This is a genomic window from Nitrosospira sp. NpAV, from assembly GCF_000832065.1.
GTDB lineage: Bacteria > Pseudomonadota > Gammaproteobacteria > Burkholderiales > Nitrosomonadaceae > Nitrosospira.
In genome coordinates this window covers 63,131-82,884 of the sequence record NZ_JXQM01000006.1, presented here as the reverse complement: position 1 = coordinate 82,884, position 19,754 = coordinate 63,131, and the positions used below count along the sequence as shown (strand labels likewise).

The 19,754-nt window shown below is 59.8% G+C and carries 10 protein-coding genes; 6 read left to right on the top strand and 4 right to left on the bottom strand.

The window, feature by feature from the left end; translation table 11 throughout:
- Positions 1 to 10 precede the first annotated feature (10 nt).
- The 3 genes from SQ11_RS04705 (at position 11) to SQ11_RS04700 (ending at position 11,609) form a co-directional block, all read left to right on the top strand.
- Complete coding sequence (locus SQ11_RS04705; RefSeq protein WP_232297899.1) at positions 11 to 1,156, top strand: ShlB/FhaC/HecB family hemolysin secretion/activation protein; 1,146 nt, start codon at positions 11 to 13, stop codon at positions 1,154 to 1,156.
- Positions 1,157 to 1,369: 213 nt separating this feature from the next.
- On the top strand, positions 1,370 to 3,187 hold the full coding sequence (locus SQ11_RS18145; protein WP_306463962.1) for a filamentous hemagglutinin N-terminal domain-containing protein: 1,818 nt from the start codon (positions 1,370 to 1,372) through the stop codon (positions 3,185 to 3,187).
- Positions 3,132 to 11,609, top strand: a complete 8,478-nt coding sequence (locus SQ11_RS04700; protein ID WP_306463963.1) for a filamentous haemagglutinin family protein — start codon at positions 3,132 to 3,134, stop codon at positions 11,607 to 11,609. Before SQ11_RS18145 ends, SQ11_RS04700 begins: the two co-directional genes overlap by 56 nt.
- A 172-nt stretch (positions 11,610 to 11,781) precedes the next feature.
- Here the strand turns inward: SQ11_RS04700 and SQ11_RS04695 are convergent, their stop codons facing one another.
- The 4 genes from SQ11_RS04695 to SQ11_RS17815 all read right to left on the bottom strand — a co-directional run bounded on the left by SQ11_RS04695 (position 11,782) and on the right by SQ11_RS17815 (position 16,274).
- Positions 11,782 to 12,417 carry a PEP-CTERM sorting domain-containing protein gene (locus tag SQ11_RS04695; RefSeq protein WP_052493991.1) on the bottom strand — a complete coding sequence of 212 codons (636 nt, stop codon included), beginning with the start codon at positions 12,415 to 12,417 and terminating at the stop codon, positions 11,782 to 11,784.
- A gap of 64 nt (positions 12,418 to 12,481) precedes the next feature.
- The gene (locus tag SQ11_RS04690) at positions 12,482 to 14,575 is read right to left on the bottom strand and encodes a PhoX family phosphatase (protein ID WP_041513003.1); all 2,094 of its coding nucleotides are present in this window, start codon (positions 14,573 to 14,575) and stop codon (positions 12,482 to 12,484) included.
- A gap of 381 nt (positions 14,576 to 14,956) precedes the next feature.
- Positions 14,957 to 15,556, bottom strand: a complete 600-nt coding sequence (locus tag SQ11_RS17820) for a hypothetical protein (protein WP_232297897.1) — start codon at positions 15,554 to 15,556, stop codon at positions 14,957 to 14,959.
- Positions 15,513 to 16,274 (bottom strand): glycerophosphodiester phosphodiesterase family protein, encoded by a 762-nt coding sequence (locus SQ11_RS17815; RefSeq protein ID WP_232297896.1) that lies wholly within the window; start codon positions 16,272 to 16,274, stop codon positions 15,513 to 15,515. The genes SQ11_RS17820 and SQ11_RS17815 overlap by 44 nt, the downstream gene beginning before the upstream one ends.
- A 715-nt stretch (positions 16,275 to 16,989) precedes the next feature.
- On the opposite strand from SQ11_RS17815, the gene SQ11_RS04680 reads away from it, so the two are divergent.
- The 3 genes from SQ11_RS04680 to SQ11_RS04670 are packed head-to-tail and all read left to right on the top strand — an operon-like array spanning position 16,990 to position 19,740.
- Positions 16,990 to 18,648 carry a DUF2341 domain-containing protein gene (locus SQ11_RS04680; protein WP_041513002.1) on the top strand — a complete coding sequence of 553 codons (1,659 nt, stop codon included), beginning with the start codon at positions 16,990 to 16,992 and terminating at the stop codon, positions 18,646 to 18,648.
- A gap of 11 nt (positions 18,649 to 18,659) precedes the next feature.
- On the top strand, positions 18,660 to 19,064 hold the full coding sequence (locus SQ11_RS04675) for a biopolymer transporter ExbD (protein WP_041513001.1): 405 nt from the start codon (positions 18,660 to 18,662) through the stop codon (positions 19,062 to 19,064).
- A gap of 4 nt (positions 19,065 to 19,068) precedes the next feature.
- Complete coding sequence (locus SQ11_RS04670; RefSeq protein ID WP_052493990.1) at positions 19,069 to 19,740, top strand: TonB C-terminal domain-containing protein; 672 nt, start codon at positions 19,069 to 19,071, stop codon at positions 19,738 to 19,740.
- Positions 19,741 to 19,754: the final 14 nt, after the last annotated feature.

Sequence of the window (19,754 nt, the reverse complement as noted above, 5' to 3'; positions counted from 1 at the left end):
TGTGGAGTCAATGCAGAAGCAGCTTGCAACCCTGAATCGCACGGCCGATCGCGGGGTCACGCCTGTTTTACGGGCAGGTAAAACACCCGGCACGGTGGAAGTCGATCTGAAGGTGAAGGATCAGTTGCCGCTACACGGCAGTATAGAACTGAACAGCCGCCAGATTCCGAATACGACACTGACACGGCTCAGCGCGAATATGAGCTGGGACAATCTGTGGCACAAGCAACATAGTCTCGGCGTGACCGCGCTGATCACGCCGGAGAATCCCGACCAGAGCAAGGTCATTTCAGGCAACTATACCATGCCCATGGCGCTCGGTGGCTTTCTCGCCTTGTATAGCGTCTATTCCGCGTCCGACGTGGCTTCGGTGGGCACGCTCAATGTACTGGGCAACGGCCTGATAGTCGGAGGGCGCTACATCCTGCCGCTGCCGGGAAGTCAAACATTTTTCCATACCGCAACGCTGGGAGTGGACTACAAGAATTTTGGCCAGTCAGTGAATCTTCTGGACGGTGGCAACTTCAATACACCCGTCAGCTATATGCCTTTCACCGTAGGGTGGGATGGCACCTGGCTGGGAGAAAAGCGCACCACCAAACTTGGATTATCGCTGAATTTCCATGTGCGCGGGCTGGTCGGGGACGACGCGGAGTTTGCCAACAAGCGTTTCAAGGCACACTCCAATTACGTGTTTCTGCGCGGCAATTTTTCCCATACCGAAACTTTTCGCCAGGGATGGGGCTTGCATGGGCGCGCCAGCTGGCAGATCGCGGACCAACCGCTGATCAATAACGAGCAATCCATCGTCGGCGGGATAAGTACCGTGCGAGGCTATTTCGAAGTCGCGGCATTGGGTGACGATAGTGCCACAGGGGGACTGGAAGCTTTCACGCCCAATTATGCCAAGCATCTGACCCCTGCGCTGGAAGAATTCCATCTGCTGGCTTTCATAGACGGGGGTTATGTGCGGGTGAAGCAGCCATTGCCCGGACAGATCGACCATTTCAATTTGCTCGGCACCGGAACGGGCTTGCGTCTCAAAGCCCGGCACGGTTTAACGGCGGAATTCAGCTGGGCGGTGGCGCTGGAAGAGGTGAATAGAACGAAAGTGGGCGATAAGCGCGTGCATTTTCTGGTGCGGCAGGCATGGTGATGGGGAATTGACTGAATCGAGGCGAGAGTACCGTGAGCCGTACGATTCAGGATAAACGCCATCATGCTGAAAGGCCGGGAGATTAAGGTGGTCGTGCAAGACAGGCACGGGATACGGCTTCATACGTTTTTTTTAGAAAGAAAATGATAACTAAAGCGCCATGCGCAGATATAGGGTTTACCCGGTGCAATATCTGAAGGAGCTGGAGACAATATGAATCGCAAACTATACAGACTCATTTTTAGCGCTGCCCTGGGCATGCGCGTTCCCGCGGCGGAAACCGCACGCAGCCGTGGCAAGGCGGCAAGCGGCGCGACACTGCTGCTGACCGGCCTGCTGCTGGGCGCATCTGCGCAGGCGGAGTTGCCGGTGCCTTGCGCGGGCGGCAGTTGCGGCGGCGGGGTACCGGATTTCGTCACGGCCGGGCAGGCGAATTATCACGTCCACGACCACCAGGCCATTGTCAACCAGGTGGGCGACAAGGCCATTCTCAATTGGGAAAGCTTTAACGTCAGCCCCGGCCACTCGGTGCAGTTCCAGCAGGTTGAGAGCCTCGCCGCGCAGAACCTGGTGCAAGGCGCGAACTTCACCACGCTCAACCGTGTCTGGGACAACGATCCCAGCGTGATCGCCGGCATCATCAGCCAGGCGGCGGGCCAGAATGCGAATATCATCCTGGTCAATACCAATGGCATCGCCTTCATGGGTTCCTCGCAGGTGAATCTCGGCAGCTTCACCGCCAGCAGCCTGGATATCGCCGACAGCTTCATCCTCAATTCCTTCCTGACTCCACAGAAGACGAGCCCGCAATTCGAGGGCACAGGCGGCTTCATCAAGGTGTTCGAGGGCGCGCGCATCACGGCGGGCAGCCAGGGCCGGGTGATGCTGATCGCGCCGACCGTGATCAACAAAGGCACGGTGGAATCGCCTGACGGACAGGTGATCGCGGCAGCGGGCACTAAGGTATTTTTGCGCTCGGCGTCGGCTCTGCCGATAGATTCCAATGTGCGCGGCCTGCTGGTGGAAGTGGATAGCCCGGTGGGCCTTGCTGATTTCGAAACCGCCAACAGCGGCGTCAAGGATGGCAAGCTGGACGGCCAGACCGTGGCGCTGAAAGAGTCTGCCCTGGACAAGCTCGGCCATGTCACCAATCTGGGCGAGCTGAGCACGCCGCGCGGCAACATCACCATGGTGGGGTATGCGGTCAACCAGCAGGGCATCGCGCGGGCGACGACTTCGGTGATTGCCAATGGCTCGGTATACCTGCTGGCGAAGGATGCGGCGACGGGTCAGGACAATTCCACGCGGGGTGGCCGCGCGGTACTCGGCGCTGGCAGCCTGACCGAGGTATTGCCGGACGTATCCGACAATACCGGCGTGCTGGATGGACTGACCGGCACCGGACTGGTGCTCCCCTCCCAGGTGAAAGTGGTGGGGCAGGATGTACGGATGGAAGGCAGCGCGGTGATCAATGCGCCGGCGGGTGAAGTGAATTTCATCGCCCTGGACAATCCAGGGTTGCTATTTACCAATGATCCGATCACGCAGATGTTCGGTGCGCCCGTCTCTGATGCCGCCCGCGTTCATATCGCCAGCGGTGCGCGTATCAATGTGGCCGGCTTGGAAAATGTGGCCGTTTCCACGGCGCGTAACGGCGTGGAAGTCGAACTGCGGGGGGATGAGCTGAAAGATTCCCCTGTCAATCGCGACGGCCCGCTGCGCAGCCAGAAGGTTTTTGTCGACATCAACCGCGCCCTGGCCAACGCCAACGCAGGCAAGCCCACGCTCATCGCCAAGGATAGCCTGCAATCCTACCAGGCGCGCCTGGAGCGGAACGTGGCCGAGCGCTCCACCGAGGGGGGGGACCGTGCGCGTGAACTCTCAGGGAGAGGTCATTATCGAATCCGGCGCGGTGATCGACCTGTCGGGCGGCAGCCTGAATTACACCCCGGCCAGCGTGCCTACCACGCTGCTCATGTCCCGCGGCGTATTGACCGACATCGCCAATGCCCGCGCCGACGTGCGTTATGACGGCATTGCCACCCGCTATGTGCAGGACTTCGGCCGCTGGAACATAAAAGAGATGATCGACCTGGGACAGAGTTTCAATTATGACCCCGGCTATACCGAGGGCAAGAACGCCGGCGCACTGGAAGTTATCGGTCTGCGCGCGAGCGTAATGCAGGCTGATATTCAAGGCCGCACTATTGTCGGCGAAGTGCAGCGCGACTTGGGCATTATGCCCGACGGTGCCCGCCTGACCATGGGTAACGACCCCGCGGTTAACCCCATTTCCGGCGGGCTCGACTACAAGCTGAACCAGTTGGTCGAGCTGAGCGGCAGCGGCGCCACCCTGCCGGCAGGATTCAAGTTTGGCGATGCGCTCTCGTCCGATCTCATCAACACCCTGAGCCTCAATCCCGCATTGCTGGGCAAGGATAAGGTCGCCAACCTGGGGATTTTCAGTAACCAGGCAGCAGCAGTGCGTGAAGCGCTACGTGTCCCACAAGGCGGCAGCGTGCACATTACCGCCCAAGGGATAACGGTCGGCGCCGATATCGAGGCCCCAGGCGGCTCGGTTGTGCTCGATGCGCATAGAAACGAGCTACCCGAGCTACCCGATCGCCCATCACATCCGCTAGATATCGTGGTGGCCGATGGGGTCACACTGTCGGCTCGCGGGACCTGGGTGAATGAATTGCGTGGCGTGCCAGCGGGTTCGGGCGAGGTCGCGCTGGTGCATGGCGGCAAAATCACGCTTACCGCAGGCGACAATATTGCGCTGGGACAAAACACGCTGCTGGATGTCACCGGCGGCGGCCGGCTCAGGGTCGATGGCCGCGGCAGCGTCATCGCCGGCAACGGCGGCGAGATCAGCCTGTCGGGCAACGCGGTATCAGGTGTCACCGAAGAGAATATGCATGGCTACGGCATCGGCAAAGGCGGTACGCTGAACGTTTCCAGCCATAAAATCCGGATCGGCGGCGCGCCGGACAGCACCGCCGGCACAGCCAATCTGGGCACCGGATTTTTTGAGCGTGGCGGGTTTGCCGATATCCATCTCGCGGGGATTGACAATGTGACCTTATCCGAGGGTGTCCGCATCAAGCCGGCCGTCCTCAGCCTGGAATTGCAGCCTGACTACACCCTGCGCCCCAGCGGCGGCCGGGTGGAGGATTTTACGCGTCAGGTAAAGCTGGATGACCTGGTGCGCCAACCCGCGAATTTGAGCCTGACAGCAAGAAATACCGCGGATGGGGTAGGTGATTTGGTGATCGGCGCGGGCGCGCGCATTGAAGCTGATCCGAGGGCAAACATCACGCTGTCGGCTGGACGCCTACTGGATATACAAGGAAGCATCAGCGCGCCCGGCGGCGATATTACGGCAACGCTCGACCATGACCAGAGCTTTGATTTCAATGCCACCAATAGCCTGTGGCTGGGCAAGCAGGCGGTGCTTGACGTATCCGGTACAGCGCTTACTTTTCTCGACAGTCAGCGGCTGACTCAAGGGGAAGTCCTGAATGGCGGTACCATCACTTTGAATGCGCAGTATGGTTATGTCGTGGTCGAGGCGGGTTCAAGCATCAAGGTCGCGGGGGCTGCGCCGGTGCGGCTGGACATTCTGAATGAGGCGGGGGGGCTGGGGCAATGGGTGGGCAGCGACGCAGGCTCGGTTAGTATTATCGCCCGCGAGGGGATTCTGCTAAACGGATCCATGCTGGCGCAAGCAGGCAGTGTATCCAACCGCGGTGGAACGTTCGATCTGATTCTGGGGTTTTTAGATATTACAGAGAAAGGCTATCCCGTTGGTGAACGACAGCTGAGTTTAGCACAAATCACCCAGTCACAGATGAGTGGCCTAACTCCCGGTACCGCCATTCCTGTTGGGTTCAACGGACAGGCCAAGCTTGGCGCCGCAGCGCTTGAATCAGCGGGTTTTGACCGCATTACGCTCAAAAGCCGCGACGCCATCCGACTGGAAGACAACCTGAATCTGGGTACCAACCGGGCGTTGCCGTTGAAAGAGGTGGTGTTCGACGCGCCACGCATCGAAACGGCGGGAGGAACCGCCGCGCTGAAGGCGCAAACCCTGCGGCTGGGCAATTATGACGTAGACCGCGTGGATGTAGTGAACACACCAGTTGCCGGCAGCGGCACGCTCAAGGCGGATGCGCAACTGCTGGAACTGGCGGGCAACCTGACGCTGACCGGCATGGCGCGCGCCGAACTGAACGGCACCCAGGAAGTCAGGCTGTCGGGGGTAAGCAGCAGCGGTTCGCCACGCCCGACAGGCACGCTTGCGAGCGCGGCCGATCTGCTTTTCAGTGGCGCGGTGATCGCCCCCGCCACCTATAGCCAAATCAACATCCAGGCACCGGGGCAGACGGTTACGTTCAGCCGCAACACCCTGCCGCCGTCGCTGCCACTCTCCGCCCTGGGCAGCCTTACAGTAACGGCCGCGAATATCGTGCAGGATGGCAATGTGTGGGCGCCGTTCGGCCAACTGGCTTTCAACGCCACCGATACCCTGACGTTCAGGGAAGGCAGCCTGACTTCGATCGCCGCCGCGCCCGGCAGCCTGATTCCGTTTGGCATGCTGGTAAATGGCCGCAGCTGGATTTACAAGCCCGATCAGGAAATTCCCCAGCCTGCGTTGGCCGAAAAATCCATACGCACCCAGGCGGCGAATATCGACATGCAGGCCGGCGCAACCCTGGATCTCACCGGCGGCGGCGATTTGCAGGCCTACGAGTTCAGCGTGGGGCCGGGGGGCTCGCGCGACATCCTGAACGATGCCCATACTTATGCCATCCTGCCGGGCTATGCGAGCGGATTCGCCCCCGGCGACAGGCAGGAGAATACCGGCTTCGACCGCGCGGCGGGAGACGCCGTGTATCTCTCCGGCATACCAGGCCTGCCGGCAGGCGTGTATACCCTGCTGCCCGCGCACTATGCGCTGCTGCCCGGCGCGTATGCGGTGAGGCTGGACACGGACGTGCATAATCTGTTGCCGGGCCAGGCTTACAGCAAGCAGGAGGGTACCCAGGTGGTGCCGGGCTATATCACCGACAGCCGGGCGCCCGCAGGCGGTCCGCGTGATGCCTTGTGGAGCGGGTTTGAAGTGCTGACCCGCGAACAGGTTTTGCAGCGATCGGAAATTACGCTTACCCGCGCGTCGGACTTTTTTGCCGCCAGCCCTATTCGCCCGCAGGACGGCGGGCTTCTCTCCATCGATACCGCCGGCGGGCTGAAGCTGGATGCCCTTTTCAAGCTGGGCGCAGCCGAGGGAGGCCGCGGGGCGGCGGTGGACATCAGTGCGCCTAGAATCGCCATCACCAACGGCACGCCATCCGTAGGCATCGATCCGCTGGCCACGCGTATCGCGGCCAGCACGCTCAATGCCATGGGCGCGGCCAGCCTGTTCCTGGGTGGCACGCGCAGCCTCGCCCCGGACGGGGTCAGCACGCTCCTCACGGTCAATGCCGAGGAAGTGACATTGGCCAACGACGCCAATCACACCCTGAAGGGCGATGAAATCATTCTGGCGGCGAAGGATACCCTGACTCTGAAAGCCGGCAGCGCCATCGAGACGCAAGACCCTAAGCCCGGTGCGGGGGGCGCAAATAACGCAAACCGCTACGAAACCGCCGGCAATGGCGCCCTGGTACGGGTCGCGTCAACGTCCGCCGGCTTTTCGCGCACTGGCAGCCCAGATCGCAGCGTGGGCACGCTGGCGGGCGAAGCCGGCAGCACCCTCCGCTCGGCAAATTCGATCACGCTGGATGCCACGCTGCAGAATGCGTTTACGGGCACCACCCTTTTTGCCGACGACAAGGGTAATCCGGTCGCCGGAAATTTGACGATAGGCGCAACCCGCGTCAATTTCGGCAATGCGCCGGCGGGCACCCAAGGCCTGATATTCAGTCAGGCCGAACTTGACGGCCTGAACAGCCTGAATTCGTTGACGCTGACAAGTTACACCACCTTTGACCTGTATGGCGATGTCAGCGTGGGCGGCGTGAATGCCGAGGGCAAGCCGACCCTGCAAGCCCTGAGTTTGCAGGGCGCCGGGCTGGCCGGACTGAACAACGGCGGTAAAACCGCAAATCTGCGCGCAACCAGCATCGTACTTTCCAACCCGGTGGCATCGGTATTCACTGCCGGCGGCACGCCCGGCAACGGCGTGTTGGCGATACAGGCGGACAAACTGGTGCTGGGCGAAAGCGCCAAAGCCATCCAGGGATTTTCCCAGATCGACATCCGTGCCAACGAGCTCATCGGGCGCGGCTCGGGCAGCACCGATATTGCTGCCGGAACGGCAAACCTGAGTGTCGCGCGCATCAGCGGCGAGCAGGGGGGCAGCCAAGCCCTCGCCGCAACCGGCTCGCTCAACCTGGCCGGTACGGCGCCGGACCGCGCGCTCGCTCCGGTGACTGCGCTGGGAGCGAAATGGGCGCTGTCCGGCACGGACGTGATGTTCGATACCGAGGCAACACTGCCTTCGGGGGAGCTAAAACTGACGGCAACATCCGGCAATCTTACGCTGGGTCCGAATGCGGTAGCGAATGTAGCCGGGCACTCTGTGGCCTTCTTCGATGTCGCGCGTGCCTCGCCCGGCGGCACCGTCGAACTGGCGAGCGATAGCGGCAACGTGGTGGTACAAACGGGCGCGCAGGTGAACGTCTCCGCAGCACCAGGCGGCGACGCCGGCAAGGTAATCGTGCGCGCGGCTAACGGTACGGCAGACATAGCGGCTGGCAGCCTGCAAGGCTCGGCGGCGGCGGATGCCGGCGGCGCCCGGGGCGAGGGCGGGCGCTTCGACCTGGATGTGGGCGCGCTGACGGACTTCTCCGCGCTCAACCAGGGTGTATTCGATGGCGCAAGAGCGCTGCGCGTGCGCAGCGGCGATGTCAGCCTGGCTGCCTCCGATACGATCAAGGCAAAAAACGTCCATATTGCGGTGGATGGCGGCAAGCTCGATGTCGCGGGACATGTCGATGCCTCGGGGACCGATGCGGGCAACATCCGTCTTTACGCAAAGAACGACGTGACGGTGCTGGCAAGCGCGAAGCTGGATGCCTATGCCACCGGCAATGGAAAAAATGGCGGTGATGTCGAAATCGGCACCACCGCGGGCAGGCTGAATCTCGCCGCGGACAGCACCCTGGACGTGCATGGAGGCGGCGGGGGCGGGGGCGCCCAGGCGGGCGAGGGAGGAGAAGTGGTGCTGCGCGCGCCCCGCACCGGCGGCGGCGCAGGCAGCGGTGTGGCCGTGGGCGGCATCGGCGGCATCGGCGGCGCTCGATCGGTAATAGTGGAAGCAGTCAAGATCTACGACAATATCACGACGCTCACCGGTAGCGGTGCGAGCAGCGGCACGACGCTGAGCCTGGACACGGTGAACGCCGACAACACCGATTTTGCGTCCCACGCCGGCGCGATAGCCTCGCGGCTGGGCAAGGCCGGCGATCCCGCCTTCCATGTGCGCGCCGGGGTTGAAGTGCGTTCGGCCGGCGATCTCACACTGAGCAATAATTGGAATCTCGGTACCAGCCGGACGGGGGAGGAGCCGGGCATGCTGACCCTGCGGGCGGCGGGCAACCTCAATCTCGACAGCAATCTGTCGGATGGATTCAATGTGGCGACGCCCTTCAGCAGCGGCACCACGCCGGCCACACTGTTGCCCGGAGATTCCTGGAGCTACCGGCTGGTTGCGGGCGCGGATGCCGATGCGGCCGATCCGCTGGCGGTCAATGCGGGCAGCGGCGATGTCACTTTGGCGGCGGGCAAACTGGTGCGCACCGGCACCGGCGACATCCGCATTGCGGCGGGGCGCGATATCCGGCTGGCTGACGAAAAAGCGGCGATTTATACCGCTGGCCGTGTTGCCGACTTGGCCAATGGGTTTGCCGTCCCCGCCAATGCCCAGTTCAGCCAGGGCGGCGGCGATGTGAGCCTGGCGGCGGCTGGCGATATCGTGGGCATACCCTCGAAACAACTCTATTCCAACTGGCTGTTCCGCCAGGGAAAGCTGAATGATGCCACGGGCGAATATACGCTCCAGCCCGCCTGGTGGGTGCGCTTCGACCAATTCCAGCAGGGGATTGGCGCGCTGGGCGGCGGCAATGTCACGCTCACCGCCGGCGGCAAGGTGGAAAACGTTTCCGCCAGCACACCCACCCAGGCGCGCATGACGGCGACCGCGCCGGATGCCGGCCAACTGGTGAAAACCGGCGGCGGCGATGTGCGGGTGGAGACCGGCGGCGATGTGCTGGGCGGCCAATATTATGCCGACCGTGGCGAACTGGTACTGAAGGCGGGCGGCAAGATAGACAGCGGACAGGACTTGAGCGGGAGTCCGCTTTACACCATCCTGGCCCTGGGCGACGCACAGGCACGGGTGCAGGCGCGGAGTGACGTCAATATTCATACCGTGCTGAATCCGCATCTGGTGGTTCAGTCTTCCGGCAATGTTGCGGCGGTATTTAACATCAGCAATGCAAACAGCCCTAGCTGGAGCCTGTTCTCGACTTACGGCGCGGACAGTGGCGTGGATATGCAAAGCCTGGAGGGCAAGGTGGTGCTCCATAACGGTGGAGGGGGAAGTGCGGACATGCGGGAAGCCTACGGAAAAACCCAAGGTCCCAATAGCCCAGGACTCAACTTCAACATCTCCAGCAGCAAATGGCGACCGACGCTGCTTTCCTTCCTGCCACCCAGTCTCTCAGCCACGGCGTTTCAGAATGACGTTGTCTTGAATGACGGAGTCACCGACATTGTGCTGAGTCCCTCGGCGCGCGCGCAATTGACGTTGCTGGCAGCTAACTCGATCGATATCCCCGGGAGTATAGTTATGAGCGATCGGGATCCTGCGCTGATACCGGACGCGATCAGGCCTGGCACAGAATACACTCAGTTTCCGAATACCCAACTGAGAGCCGAGGATCTCGTCCTTACTCATGCCGCTGTTCCCGTGCATACCGGCGATACCCAACCGGCACGGGTCTACGCGGTGGTGGGGGATATCCGGGGCAACCAGGAAGGGCCTCCCAACCTGGATTTGGCCAAGGCAGTTCGTGTACGTGCGGGCCAGGATGTGCGCGACTTGGGTATTCTGACACAGCATGCCAATGCCGGCGATCTCAGCCAGGTGGTGGCGGGCAGGGATGTGGTTTTTACCTCCGGAAACGCCCGGACAGATAACGCTAAAATCTGGGTGGGCGGCCTGGGACGGCTGGAAGTGACCGCGGGACGTAATATCGATCTGGGGACGTCGGCGGGCATCGTCAGCCGGGGCGACCTCGACAACGCCGAATTGCCCAGGGGCGGCGCCGATATTCATGTGGCGGCAGGGGTGGGTGCGCAGGGGATCGACTACGCCGGCACGATCGGCCGGCTGGCCGTCCAACTGGAAAAAGCGGGCGGTAACCCGGATGATATCTTGCTATGGGAAGCGCGCTGGCTGGTGGGCAACGACAATCTAAACGGCGCCGATGCACTGGCGGCGGTACAGGCGGTACAGGCGCTGGATACGGATACCCAGCGCGGCATGGTGCGCGAGATGCTCTATACCGCCTTGCTGGTCACCGGTCGCGACACGAATAATCCCGACAGCCCCTTCGCGGGAGACTATGAACGCGGCTATGCGGCGCTGGAGCTGGTGTTTCCGGGGATACGCGAGAAGAATGACGATGGCAGCTTCAAGAATTACCAGGGAGAGATCAACTTGTTTGCCAGCCGCATCAAGACCGAGCGCGGCGGCAATATCGAATTCATGGTGCCGGGCGGCGACCTGATCGTCGGTCTCAGCAATACGCCGGAGGTGCTGGTGAATACCGTCGGCAATGATGTCCTGGGCATGCTCACGGTGGCCGACGGGAACGTGCGCGGATTCACCCGCAACAATATCCTGGTCAATCAGTCGCGCATTCTTACCGTGGGCGGGGGTGATGTACTGCTGTGGTCGAGCGAGGGCGATATCGACGCCGGCAAAGGCAAGAAGACCGCGACCGCGGTGCCGCCGCCGATCATCAAGGTGAGTGCAAGTGGCCAGGTTGTTCAGGAATTGCAGGGCGCCGCTGCCGGCAGCGGGATCGGTGCGCTTTCCAGCGGCGGTGGCAAGGTCGCGGGCGATATCGATCTGATCGCGCCCAAAGGCACGGTGAATGCGGGCGATGCCGGCATCCGCGCGAACAACCTCAATATCGCCGCTCAGGTCGTGCTGGGTGCGGACAACATTGCCGTGGCCGGGACTTCCACCGGCACCCCGGTAGCGGATGCCAGCGCAGTCAGCGCCACCACCTCGGGTGCTACCTCGCAAGGAGATGATGTGTCCAAGGCGACGGCGGCTTTGTCGCAGAATCTGTCGGATGCCGCACGGACTGCCGACGCGATGAGAAAGCTTAAACCTACCTTTATTTCAGCCGAGGTGATCGGGCGCGGAGAATAGAAGGAATGAGAATGGGGTGATGCAACCGGCGGCGGCTTAGGGTTCTTTCGTCATTCCAGACCAGCTTGAACCTGCATCGGCTTCCAACGTAGTGCAACCCGCCCGGACGAATCCGCCAAGGGACAGAAAGTCCTAACTATGGAGAACAAGCGGTTAACCGGCGGATTCGGGCTTATTTGCCTATTGCTGTCGTCTTACGGCGGCGAGGGCGGCGAGCCATCCAACCTACAAGGGCCAATCCCGTCAGCAGCATGGCGTACGCTTCCGGTTCCGGGACGAGTGCCGCGAATGCCACGTCATCGGCCACCAGTCCTTGTCCGCTGAACGAAATCGAGCGAATGTCGGCGCTCGTCCGCGTGATGCCGAAGAAATTTCCTGAATTAAGGCCATCCGGTGTATCGATACTCACGGTATGAGACTCGATGATTTGTTGGTTATCGCCCAAAACGCTGATAAGAATGGGGCTGCCGTTATAACTGTTGAGAAAGGCTCCGGCGGCATGAGTGAGGCCATTGACGAAGGTAAAATTAAGGGTGCCGGTGATATCCGTGCCGGCAAAATGATTGCCTGCGCCCCACAAGCCGTTGCTTCCCAGGTCTGCAATGAAAGCGCCCAAGACAGAACCGGGGGTGCCGGTGAAGCTTACGCCGGATGCAACCATCTCGGGACCGGTGGTGATAAAGCCGTCAAAATTCTCGAAATCGATGATTTGCCGGTCAGGAATATCGGTGACATTCGAGGTAAGCGCGGCATGGGCCGGTAGAGCAAGGCTTATGGTGCAGGCTATAAACAAGGCTTTCAGCTTCATGAAGTTTCCCCTTTGCTTTGGGACGCGATAGCTTTAGCCATCACGAGGTTGAATTAATGGCTGTTCAAGTACCCATCACGCCGCCGTCGTCCTTGGTGATGACTACCACCGCGGAACGTGGCTTGAATGCGGATGGGAATCCGCTGGCCGTGGTCGGGCCGTTGATGCCGCTATCGGGCCAAGTCGAATTCTCGGTGTAATGGGTCTGCCAGTCCTCGCCAGGGTGCTGGATGCCGATGAACAGGGTCTTGCCATCGGGGCTATGGGTGACGCCGGTGACTTCGCAGTTCTTCGGCGCGGTGAGAAACCGGCGGGTTTCGCCCGTGGAGGGGTCGGCGCACAGCATGACGTTTCCGCCGATATTGGCCCAGTCGCCGGTTGCGTTGCCAATCTGGTCGGTCTGGATCCACAGGCGGCCGTCCTGGTCGAACCAGAGCCCATCCGGGGCGCCATAGTCGTCACCGATTATGTTGCCCCGGTGGATGGGCTGCGGGGCAAGCTTGTCGCCGCATTCGACGAAAATATCCCACTCGAAATCCGTGGCGTCCACCTTGCCCATGCTTTCGCGCCAGCGGATGATGTGGCCGTAGCGGTTGTCCGGTCTCGGATTCGCGGCATCCACCGGCGGCCGGGCGCTGCCGGCGCTGGTGGTGCCCTCCGGGTTATTGCTGGAGGGCGGATTGCTGCCGCGGCGGTTGTTGTTGGTGAGGGTCATGTAGACCTCGCGCGTCACGGGATGCGAGGCTATCCACTCCGGACGATCCATCATGGTGGCACCCAGGCGATCGGCGGCCTGGCGGGTCTTGATCAACACTTCGGCTTGGTCGGCGAAGCCGTTTTCCGGCACCAGGCCGTTCTGGCCCCAGGTAAGGGGCAGCCAGATGCCGCTGCCGCCGGCATCGAACCTGGCGACGAAAAGCGTGCCGGAATCCAGCAGATCACGGTTGGCGGCGCGGTTCCTGGGGTTGTATTTATTGGTGCAAACGAACTTGTAGAGATACTCATTGCGCTCGTCGTCACCCATATATATGGTTAGCGTATTGTCCGCGCCTACCACGCTCCAGGCGTTTTCGTGCTTGATGCGGCCCAGCGCGGTGCGCTTGATCGGGGTGCTCTTCGGGTTCCAGGGGTCGATTTCCACCACCCAGCCGAAACGATGCGGCTCATTCGGGTTGAGGTCGGCGCGGAAGCGCTGATCGGCCTCGTGCCAGCGATAGCCGGAACCTCCCTTGACCACGCCGTAGCGTGCCTGGCCGGCGAGAATCTCCTGCTTTTGCTGTGGATCTGATACGCCGATCGCATCCCCGGTCTCGTTGGAAAAATAGCCATTCCAGTTTTCCTCGCAGGTGAGGTAGGTGTCCCAGGGAGTATAGCCATTGGAGCAATTATTGAGCGTGCCGAGAACGTTCATGCCGCTGGGGTCGGCGGTCGTCTTCATCAAATCGTGACCGGCGGCCGGGCCGCTGAGCTTGCAGGGAGAGTTTCCGGTGATGCGCCGGTTGAAGGCGGATGGCCGCTTGACTTCCCAGTTGCCGTCTTTTTTCCATACCTCGACCACGCTTATGCCATGCGCGGCCTGCTGGGCACGCACCATGTCAGGGGTGATGGATGCGGCCGCGTAGCCGGATGCGGGGACGATATTATTGACCAGGGGAGGATCGACATATTCATGGTTGGTTACCAGCAGTCCGCGGATATTGGCGATGCCGGCTGTGCCGGCGGCAGGGAAAGGGAACAGGTGCATGCCGTCGATATGGGCGCCGAAAGTATGCAATTGCGTCGCTTCGGTCATTGCGCCCGAGGGGTCCCAGTGCGGCGCATTGGTGAGGGAATCGCCCCAGGCGGCTAGCACCCGGGCGGTGTAGCCGGCAGGCACGGTAACCTTGTCATCCCCCGCCGAAAGATATAAATTGGCGGGCACCGAGCTGAAGCCGATGCCGTTCAGGGGAGCAGGCGCCGCATAGGCATACTTGATCAGGCCATCGAACAAAGAACCCCCGAATGCAGCCACCGCCGTGATGCCCAGGGAACCTTGCAGGAAAGTCCGGCGGGATAGCTTGCGCGCTTCGATCAGATCATGGAGGGACGGATTGTTGGACTCGTTACTGCTGGTACGGCAGGGATTGGTTTTTCCATCGGGGTGCAGGGCGCTGCTCATCATGTCTCCTTGCGGGTGTCGGGATGCTCGGTCTAGTTTGTGTGCCAAATTGAACACACACTTGTTCTCCATGAACTTATTTTCATATTCTCATGTTACAAATGTTGTATTGCCATACCGGCCAACCTTGCTCTGGACAGATCACATCGCACGCGCCACAGCGGTAGCAGGCCGGATTAAGGCGGCGTAACCCCCGGTGAAAGGCCTCAGACGAGCCTGGCGCCTGCCAGATTGGAGTGTTCAGTCTTTTTGATCTTGCCAGGTCGCGCTACGCTAAGTAATCCAAGGCTGGCCTCCTCCGTAACCCTTCGCCCCGCGCAACGGCGCCATTTCGCGCCGCTGCGCCTTACTCAGTACCCTAGGAACCGCGGGATTCTGGGATTATCTGGGTCTCATGCAATTAGCATAATAGGTCACGGTGGCGGGCCAGTCGCTGAATATGCCGCGGATGCCGACATCCCTGGCCAGGACGTCCAGCACTTTCATCACGTCACCTTCGCGCCTGATGGCAGAACCAAAAGTCTGATAATAAAAGTCATTGTCGCCATCAGCCAGGATGCCGGAACGCTCCAGGGTCCAGGTGATAATGTCAAGTCCCGCAGCTTTGGCTTGGCGGGCATACCTGGAGGCCACGATGTTGCCGTTGCCATCGACATCCAGCAGCGCAAATATCGGCGGAGCGACGATATTGATGCCCTCCGCCTTGTAGGCGGCCAATTGCGCGGCGTTGGGCAATTCAGCTACGATATTGGCGTCGTCAAGGTAAACAGCCTGTTTGCCAAACTGCGGTTCGTTGGCGATCCAATAGCGCACGTCGCGAATGTCGAAGGACTGGGCATACACATTCTGGGGCTTGACGTTTGCCGCCTTGTATTCATCGATCATCTGCTGGGCATAATGTGCCTGCGTATAGTCGCCATCGCCATCACCGTCGCTGTCATAAGGCATCGTCACGCTGGCGCTCTTGAGTTCGGGCGTCATTTTTACGCCCAGCGTCTTGAATAAGCTGGATACTCTCCTTATGAGTCAGCAGGGTGCCGCTGGTAGGGCCCGCATACAAGTCCGTGCGCCAGTTTGGTGTGCCGCCCAGATACTCCGCAACGCTCGTCGCGGCGGGGTTGAAGGCATCCATTTTGCCTTTAAGACTCTTGAATTCCTCCACCGTGATGTCGCTGGTGCAACACTGTGCCGAAGCCGCCTGAATAATGTTTCCGGCGGCATCAACCTGTGCGGGCGTGAAAGGCCTGGTGCATTTCACAGCCAATGGTGTATCCAGAATATTGGTGGTGGTGTGCAAGTCGCACTGCGAATGGCGGCAAACCAGTTCCTTGTCCTTGGTGAAGGTCACGTCGCACTCCACGATCCCCGCCCCCATGCGAACGGCCGCCTCGTAAGACTCTTTCGTATGCTCCGGAAACTGCAAAGCGGCGCCGCGGTGGCCAATGGAGAAATCGGTTTTACGGAATGGGCCATCGCCGCAATGCTTGAGCCTGTTCCGGAGAGCACCCTCCCCCATGTCATTGACGAGGAAGAAGGGACGCGGGCCAAGCTGAATATTCATGCTGTTTCTCGACTCACCATGGTGACTATCGTCCCCATCGTCATCATGCCGGCTTGCGGAAGAGGCGGTGGCAATGATGGATAACACAGCCAATAGAGCAAAAGCCGCTAGTGTGGAAGTGAAATTTTTGGGAAACATGTCGGGGCTCCAGAGTACGTAAAAACTGCAGTGATATCCACGATCGATAAACCCTTCAATACCGCCCACACTACCCGCTTCCTTTTTCAGTTTAACGAGGATATTGGTAATCCGAACAGATCAAAGCGAGAAAATCGCATTTCAAGAAGCCTGTCAGTAACACTCGGAATCACCTGAGCAAACCCGGCTTTGGAGCCGGCCCACAAAGCCGGGGGAATAGAGATCGGAGCCTGACCCAGAAATATTCTTTGCGCCCCTCGCCGGGGCGAACCTTCGCGGCATATTTCGATTTTGACGGGATGATAATCGTCGGCTCAAGCTAAAATCCAGATCCGGCGGTCGGTCACTCATTTGTCAGTCTAGCACTAGGTTTCGTTGAGAACATTTATGACACTCGATTTTACCTTCTTGAGTGAGATTCGCCTGTCCAACCATCGGAATCCGGGATAAATTTTGTAGGCCGATATCATTGCTCTTTTGTTACAAAACCACATTGATATTGCAGGCTATGTCTGAGTCAAACAGACTAGGCGCCGTTAGTTCCATTCCTACCTGGAATGGCCGTGGATATTGCTTCTCCAACCTTTAGCATGTTCGATCGTCCAGGGAATAGTCTTGATGCGTTTGGATCATGATCGCTACTAATGTCTGTAATCTGGGACGTGCATAATTCCCGCTCATTTGTATCCTCTTTTATATCCAGGTTGATAGACCCATGCGTGCCGTTGCGTTCCTGCTTGCGTTTGCTTTATGTACCGTTTCTTTATCGAGTCATGCTTGGTGGAATGACGAATGGACAGGCCGCAAAAAAATCACACTGACCAATCCAGCGGGTGAGGTAGCAGATGCGCCGGTACTAATTCGCTTGCACACGGGAAACTTCGATTTTTTCTCGACCAATGATAACGGCAGCGACCTGCGCCTGATCGCCGGGGATGACAAGACTGAACTGAAATTCCATTTTGAAAAATGGGATGTCGGAAATGAGCTGGCACTGATATGGGTTAACGTACCCAAACTGTTGCCACAAACGGAAATATTCCTTTATTTCGGTAACGAGAACGCGACCTCCGCAGCAAATCCGAAGGCGACTTACGATGCCGCCAGTGTCATCTATCATTTTGCCGAGCCGGCAGGAAATCCCCAGGACAGCGGCGTAAACGGCCTGCATGCGGTGCAATCCTCCGCCCAGCGGGTGGTCGCTTCCTTCTCGAACGGCGGCGCCGGATTCAACGGATCGCAGAGCATCATGCTTCCCGCCGTGACTGCGAGCAGCGGATTCAGCTTCGCGGTATGGATCAAACCAGCCTCGCTGGACGGCGTCATCGTTCAATCCGAGGGTCTGCGCGTGTCGTTGGAACGCGGCATGATCAAAGTGCAATCGGGCGCGTCAAGTCTGGTGTCAAATACGGCGCTGAGCCTGGGCAAATGGCATCACCTTGGATTAACGATATCGGATGCACTGCGCGTGTATGTGGACGGCAAACCGGCGGGCGAAGCGCCGGGCGCCGCATTGCCAACCGGCGGCGCAACGCTGGGGGCTGGATTCCAGGGTGAAATGGATGAAGTGCAGGTGTCGGGCATGGCGCGCAACGCGGCCTGGATCGCGGTGCAGGCCGCGCAAGGGCAGGACGGCAAACTGGTCACGCTGGGCGAGGATGAGACGTCTGAGGGAGGCGGGGAATCCTCGCACCTGGGCATTATCCTGAAATCATTGACAGTGGATGGGTGGGTTGCGATTGGTTTCCTGGCGATCATGCTAATGATCGCCATATGGGTGATGTACAGCAAGGCTGTCTACATTAACCGGGTGGACAAGTCCAATCACCGCTTCATGAGCAAATTCCGCGAACTATCGACCGATCTGGCGGTGATAGACAAATCCCATGGGCTGGGGAAAGAGTTCGAACATTCCTCGCTGTACCGTATTTATCATATTGGCGCGGTTGAACTGTCGCATCGTTTTGACGATACCGATGCAACCCATATTGACAAGTCGCTGTCACCGCAATCGCTCGATGCGATTCGCGCCAGCCTGGATGCTGGGCTGGTGGAAGAAGTCCAGCGCATGAACAAATTCATGGTATTGCTCACCATCGCCATCTCCGGCGGACCCTTCATCGGTCTGCTGGGCACGGTGATGGGGGTCATGATCACGTTTGCGGCGATTGCAGCCGCCGGTGATGTCAATGTCAACGCCATTGCGCCCGGCATCGCGGCGGCCCTGGCGGCGACAGTGGCGGGGATGGGGGTAGCGATCCCCTCGCTGTTCGGCTACAACTACCTGGCTTCCCGCATCAAGGCCATCGTATCGAGAATGCATATTTTCGTCGATGAGTTCATCACCAAGCTCGCCGAAAATTACAGCCGCTGACAGGAAATGGCATGAAGGTTCAGGAAGACAACGAGCTTTACGACGAAATCAATGTGGTGCCTATGCTGGATCTCGCCTATGTGTTGCTGGTGATCTTCATTATCATGACGACAGCATCAGTACAGGGCATAAAAGTCAACTTGCCCAAGGCCAGCAATTCCCCCAGTCTGGCTAAACCGCAAACGAAAGCCATCACAATCAACGAGAGTGGGCAAATTTTTTTGGACGCTTATCCCGTGACGCTGGATGAGCTTCGAACCCGCCTGGGTCAATTGAAGGCGGCCAATCCCGAACTGCCGGTCGTGGTCAAGGGGGACACGGTGGTGCAGTACGGCAAGGTGATGGATGTGCTTGAATTACTGGGTCAACTGGATATCACGCAGTTAGGTTTGGTGACCCAGCGCCTGGTGAAATAATGCCATGGAAGATCCCACGGAAGAACAAAGGCCAGCCACCTGGAGGCGCTGGGCAGGGATGGCGGTTTGTGGAGTTGTCCTGGTCGGGGCGGGGCTGTGGTTGAAAGATTTTCTGGACGACGATACGCCGCAGAGAAAGCCGTCGCTTCAGCAGATCACCTTGATCAAACCGCCGCCGCCACCACCGCCGCCACCGGAAAAACCGCCGGAACCGGTGGTGAAGGAAGAAATAAAGCTGGCCGAACCTGAGCCCGAACCGATGGATCAGGCAGATGAGCCGCCGCCGGGGCCGGATCTGGGTATCGATGCCGAAGGAACCGGCAGTGGTGATGGATTCGGACTCGTGGGGAAGAAAGGCGGGGCCGATCTTATCGGCGGTTCCAGGGGAAATCCATGGGCCTGGTATGACGCCATAGTAAATGATGCGGTGAATTCCGCTTTTCAGGATGCGCTGGCGCGTGAGAACGAGCTCAAGGACAAGACTTACAAGGTGGTGGTGAAAGTGTGGATTGACGCTAACGGGAAGGTATCGCGAATAGCGGCGGTCGATAAGACAGGCGATCCAAAAGTCGATGAATTGATCCAGGATGTACTGAGGAACCTGCGCACCCTGCGGGAAAATCCACCCGCCGACATGCCGCAGCCGTTGAAGATACGCGTGACCTCACGTGCCTGATTATATAAGAAAAA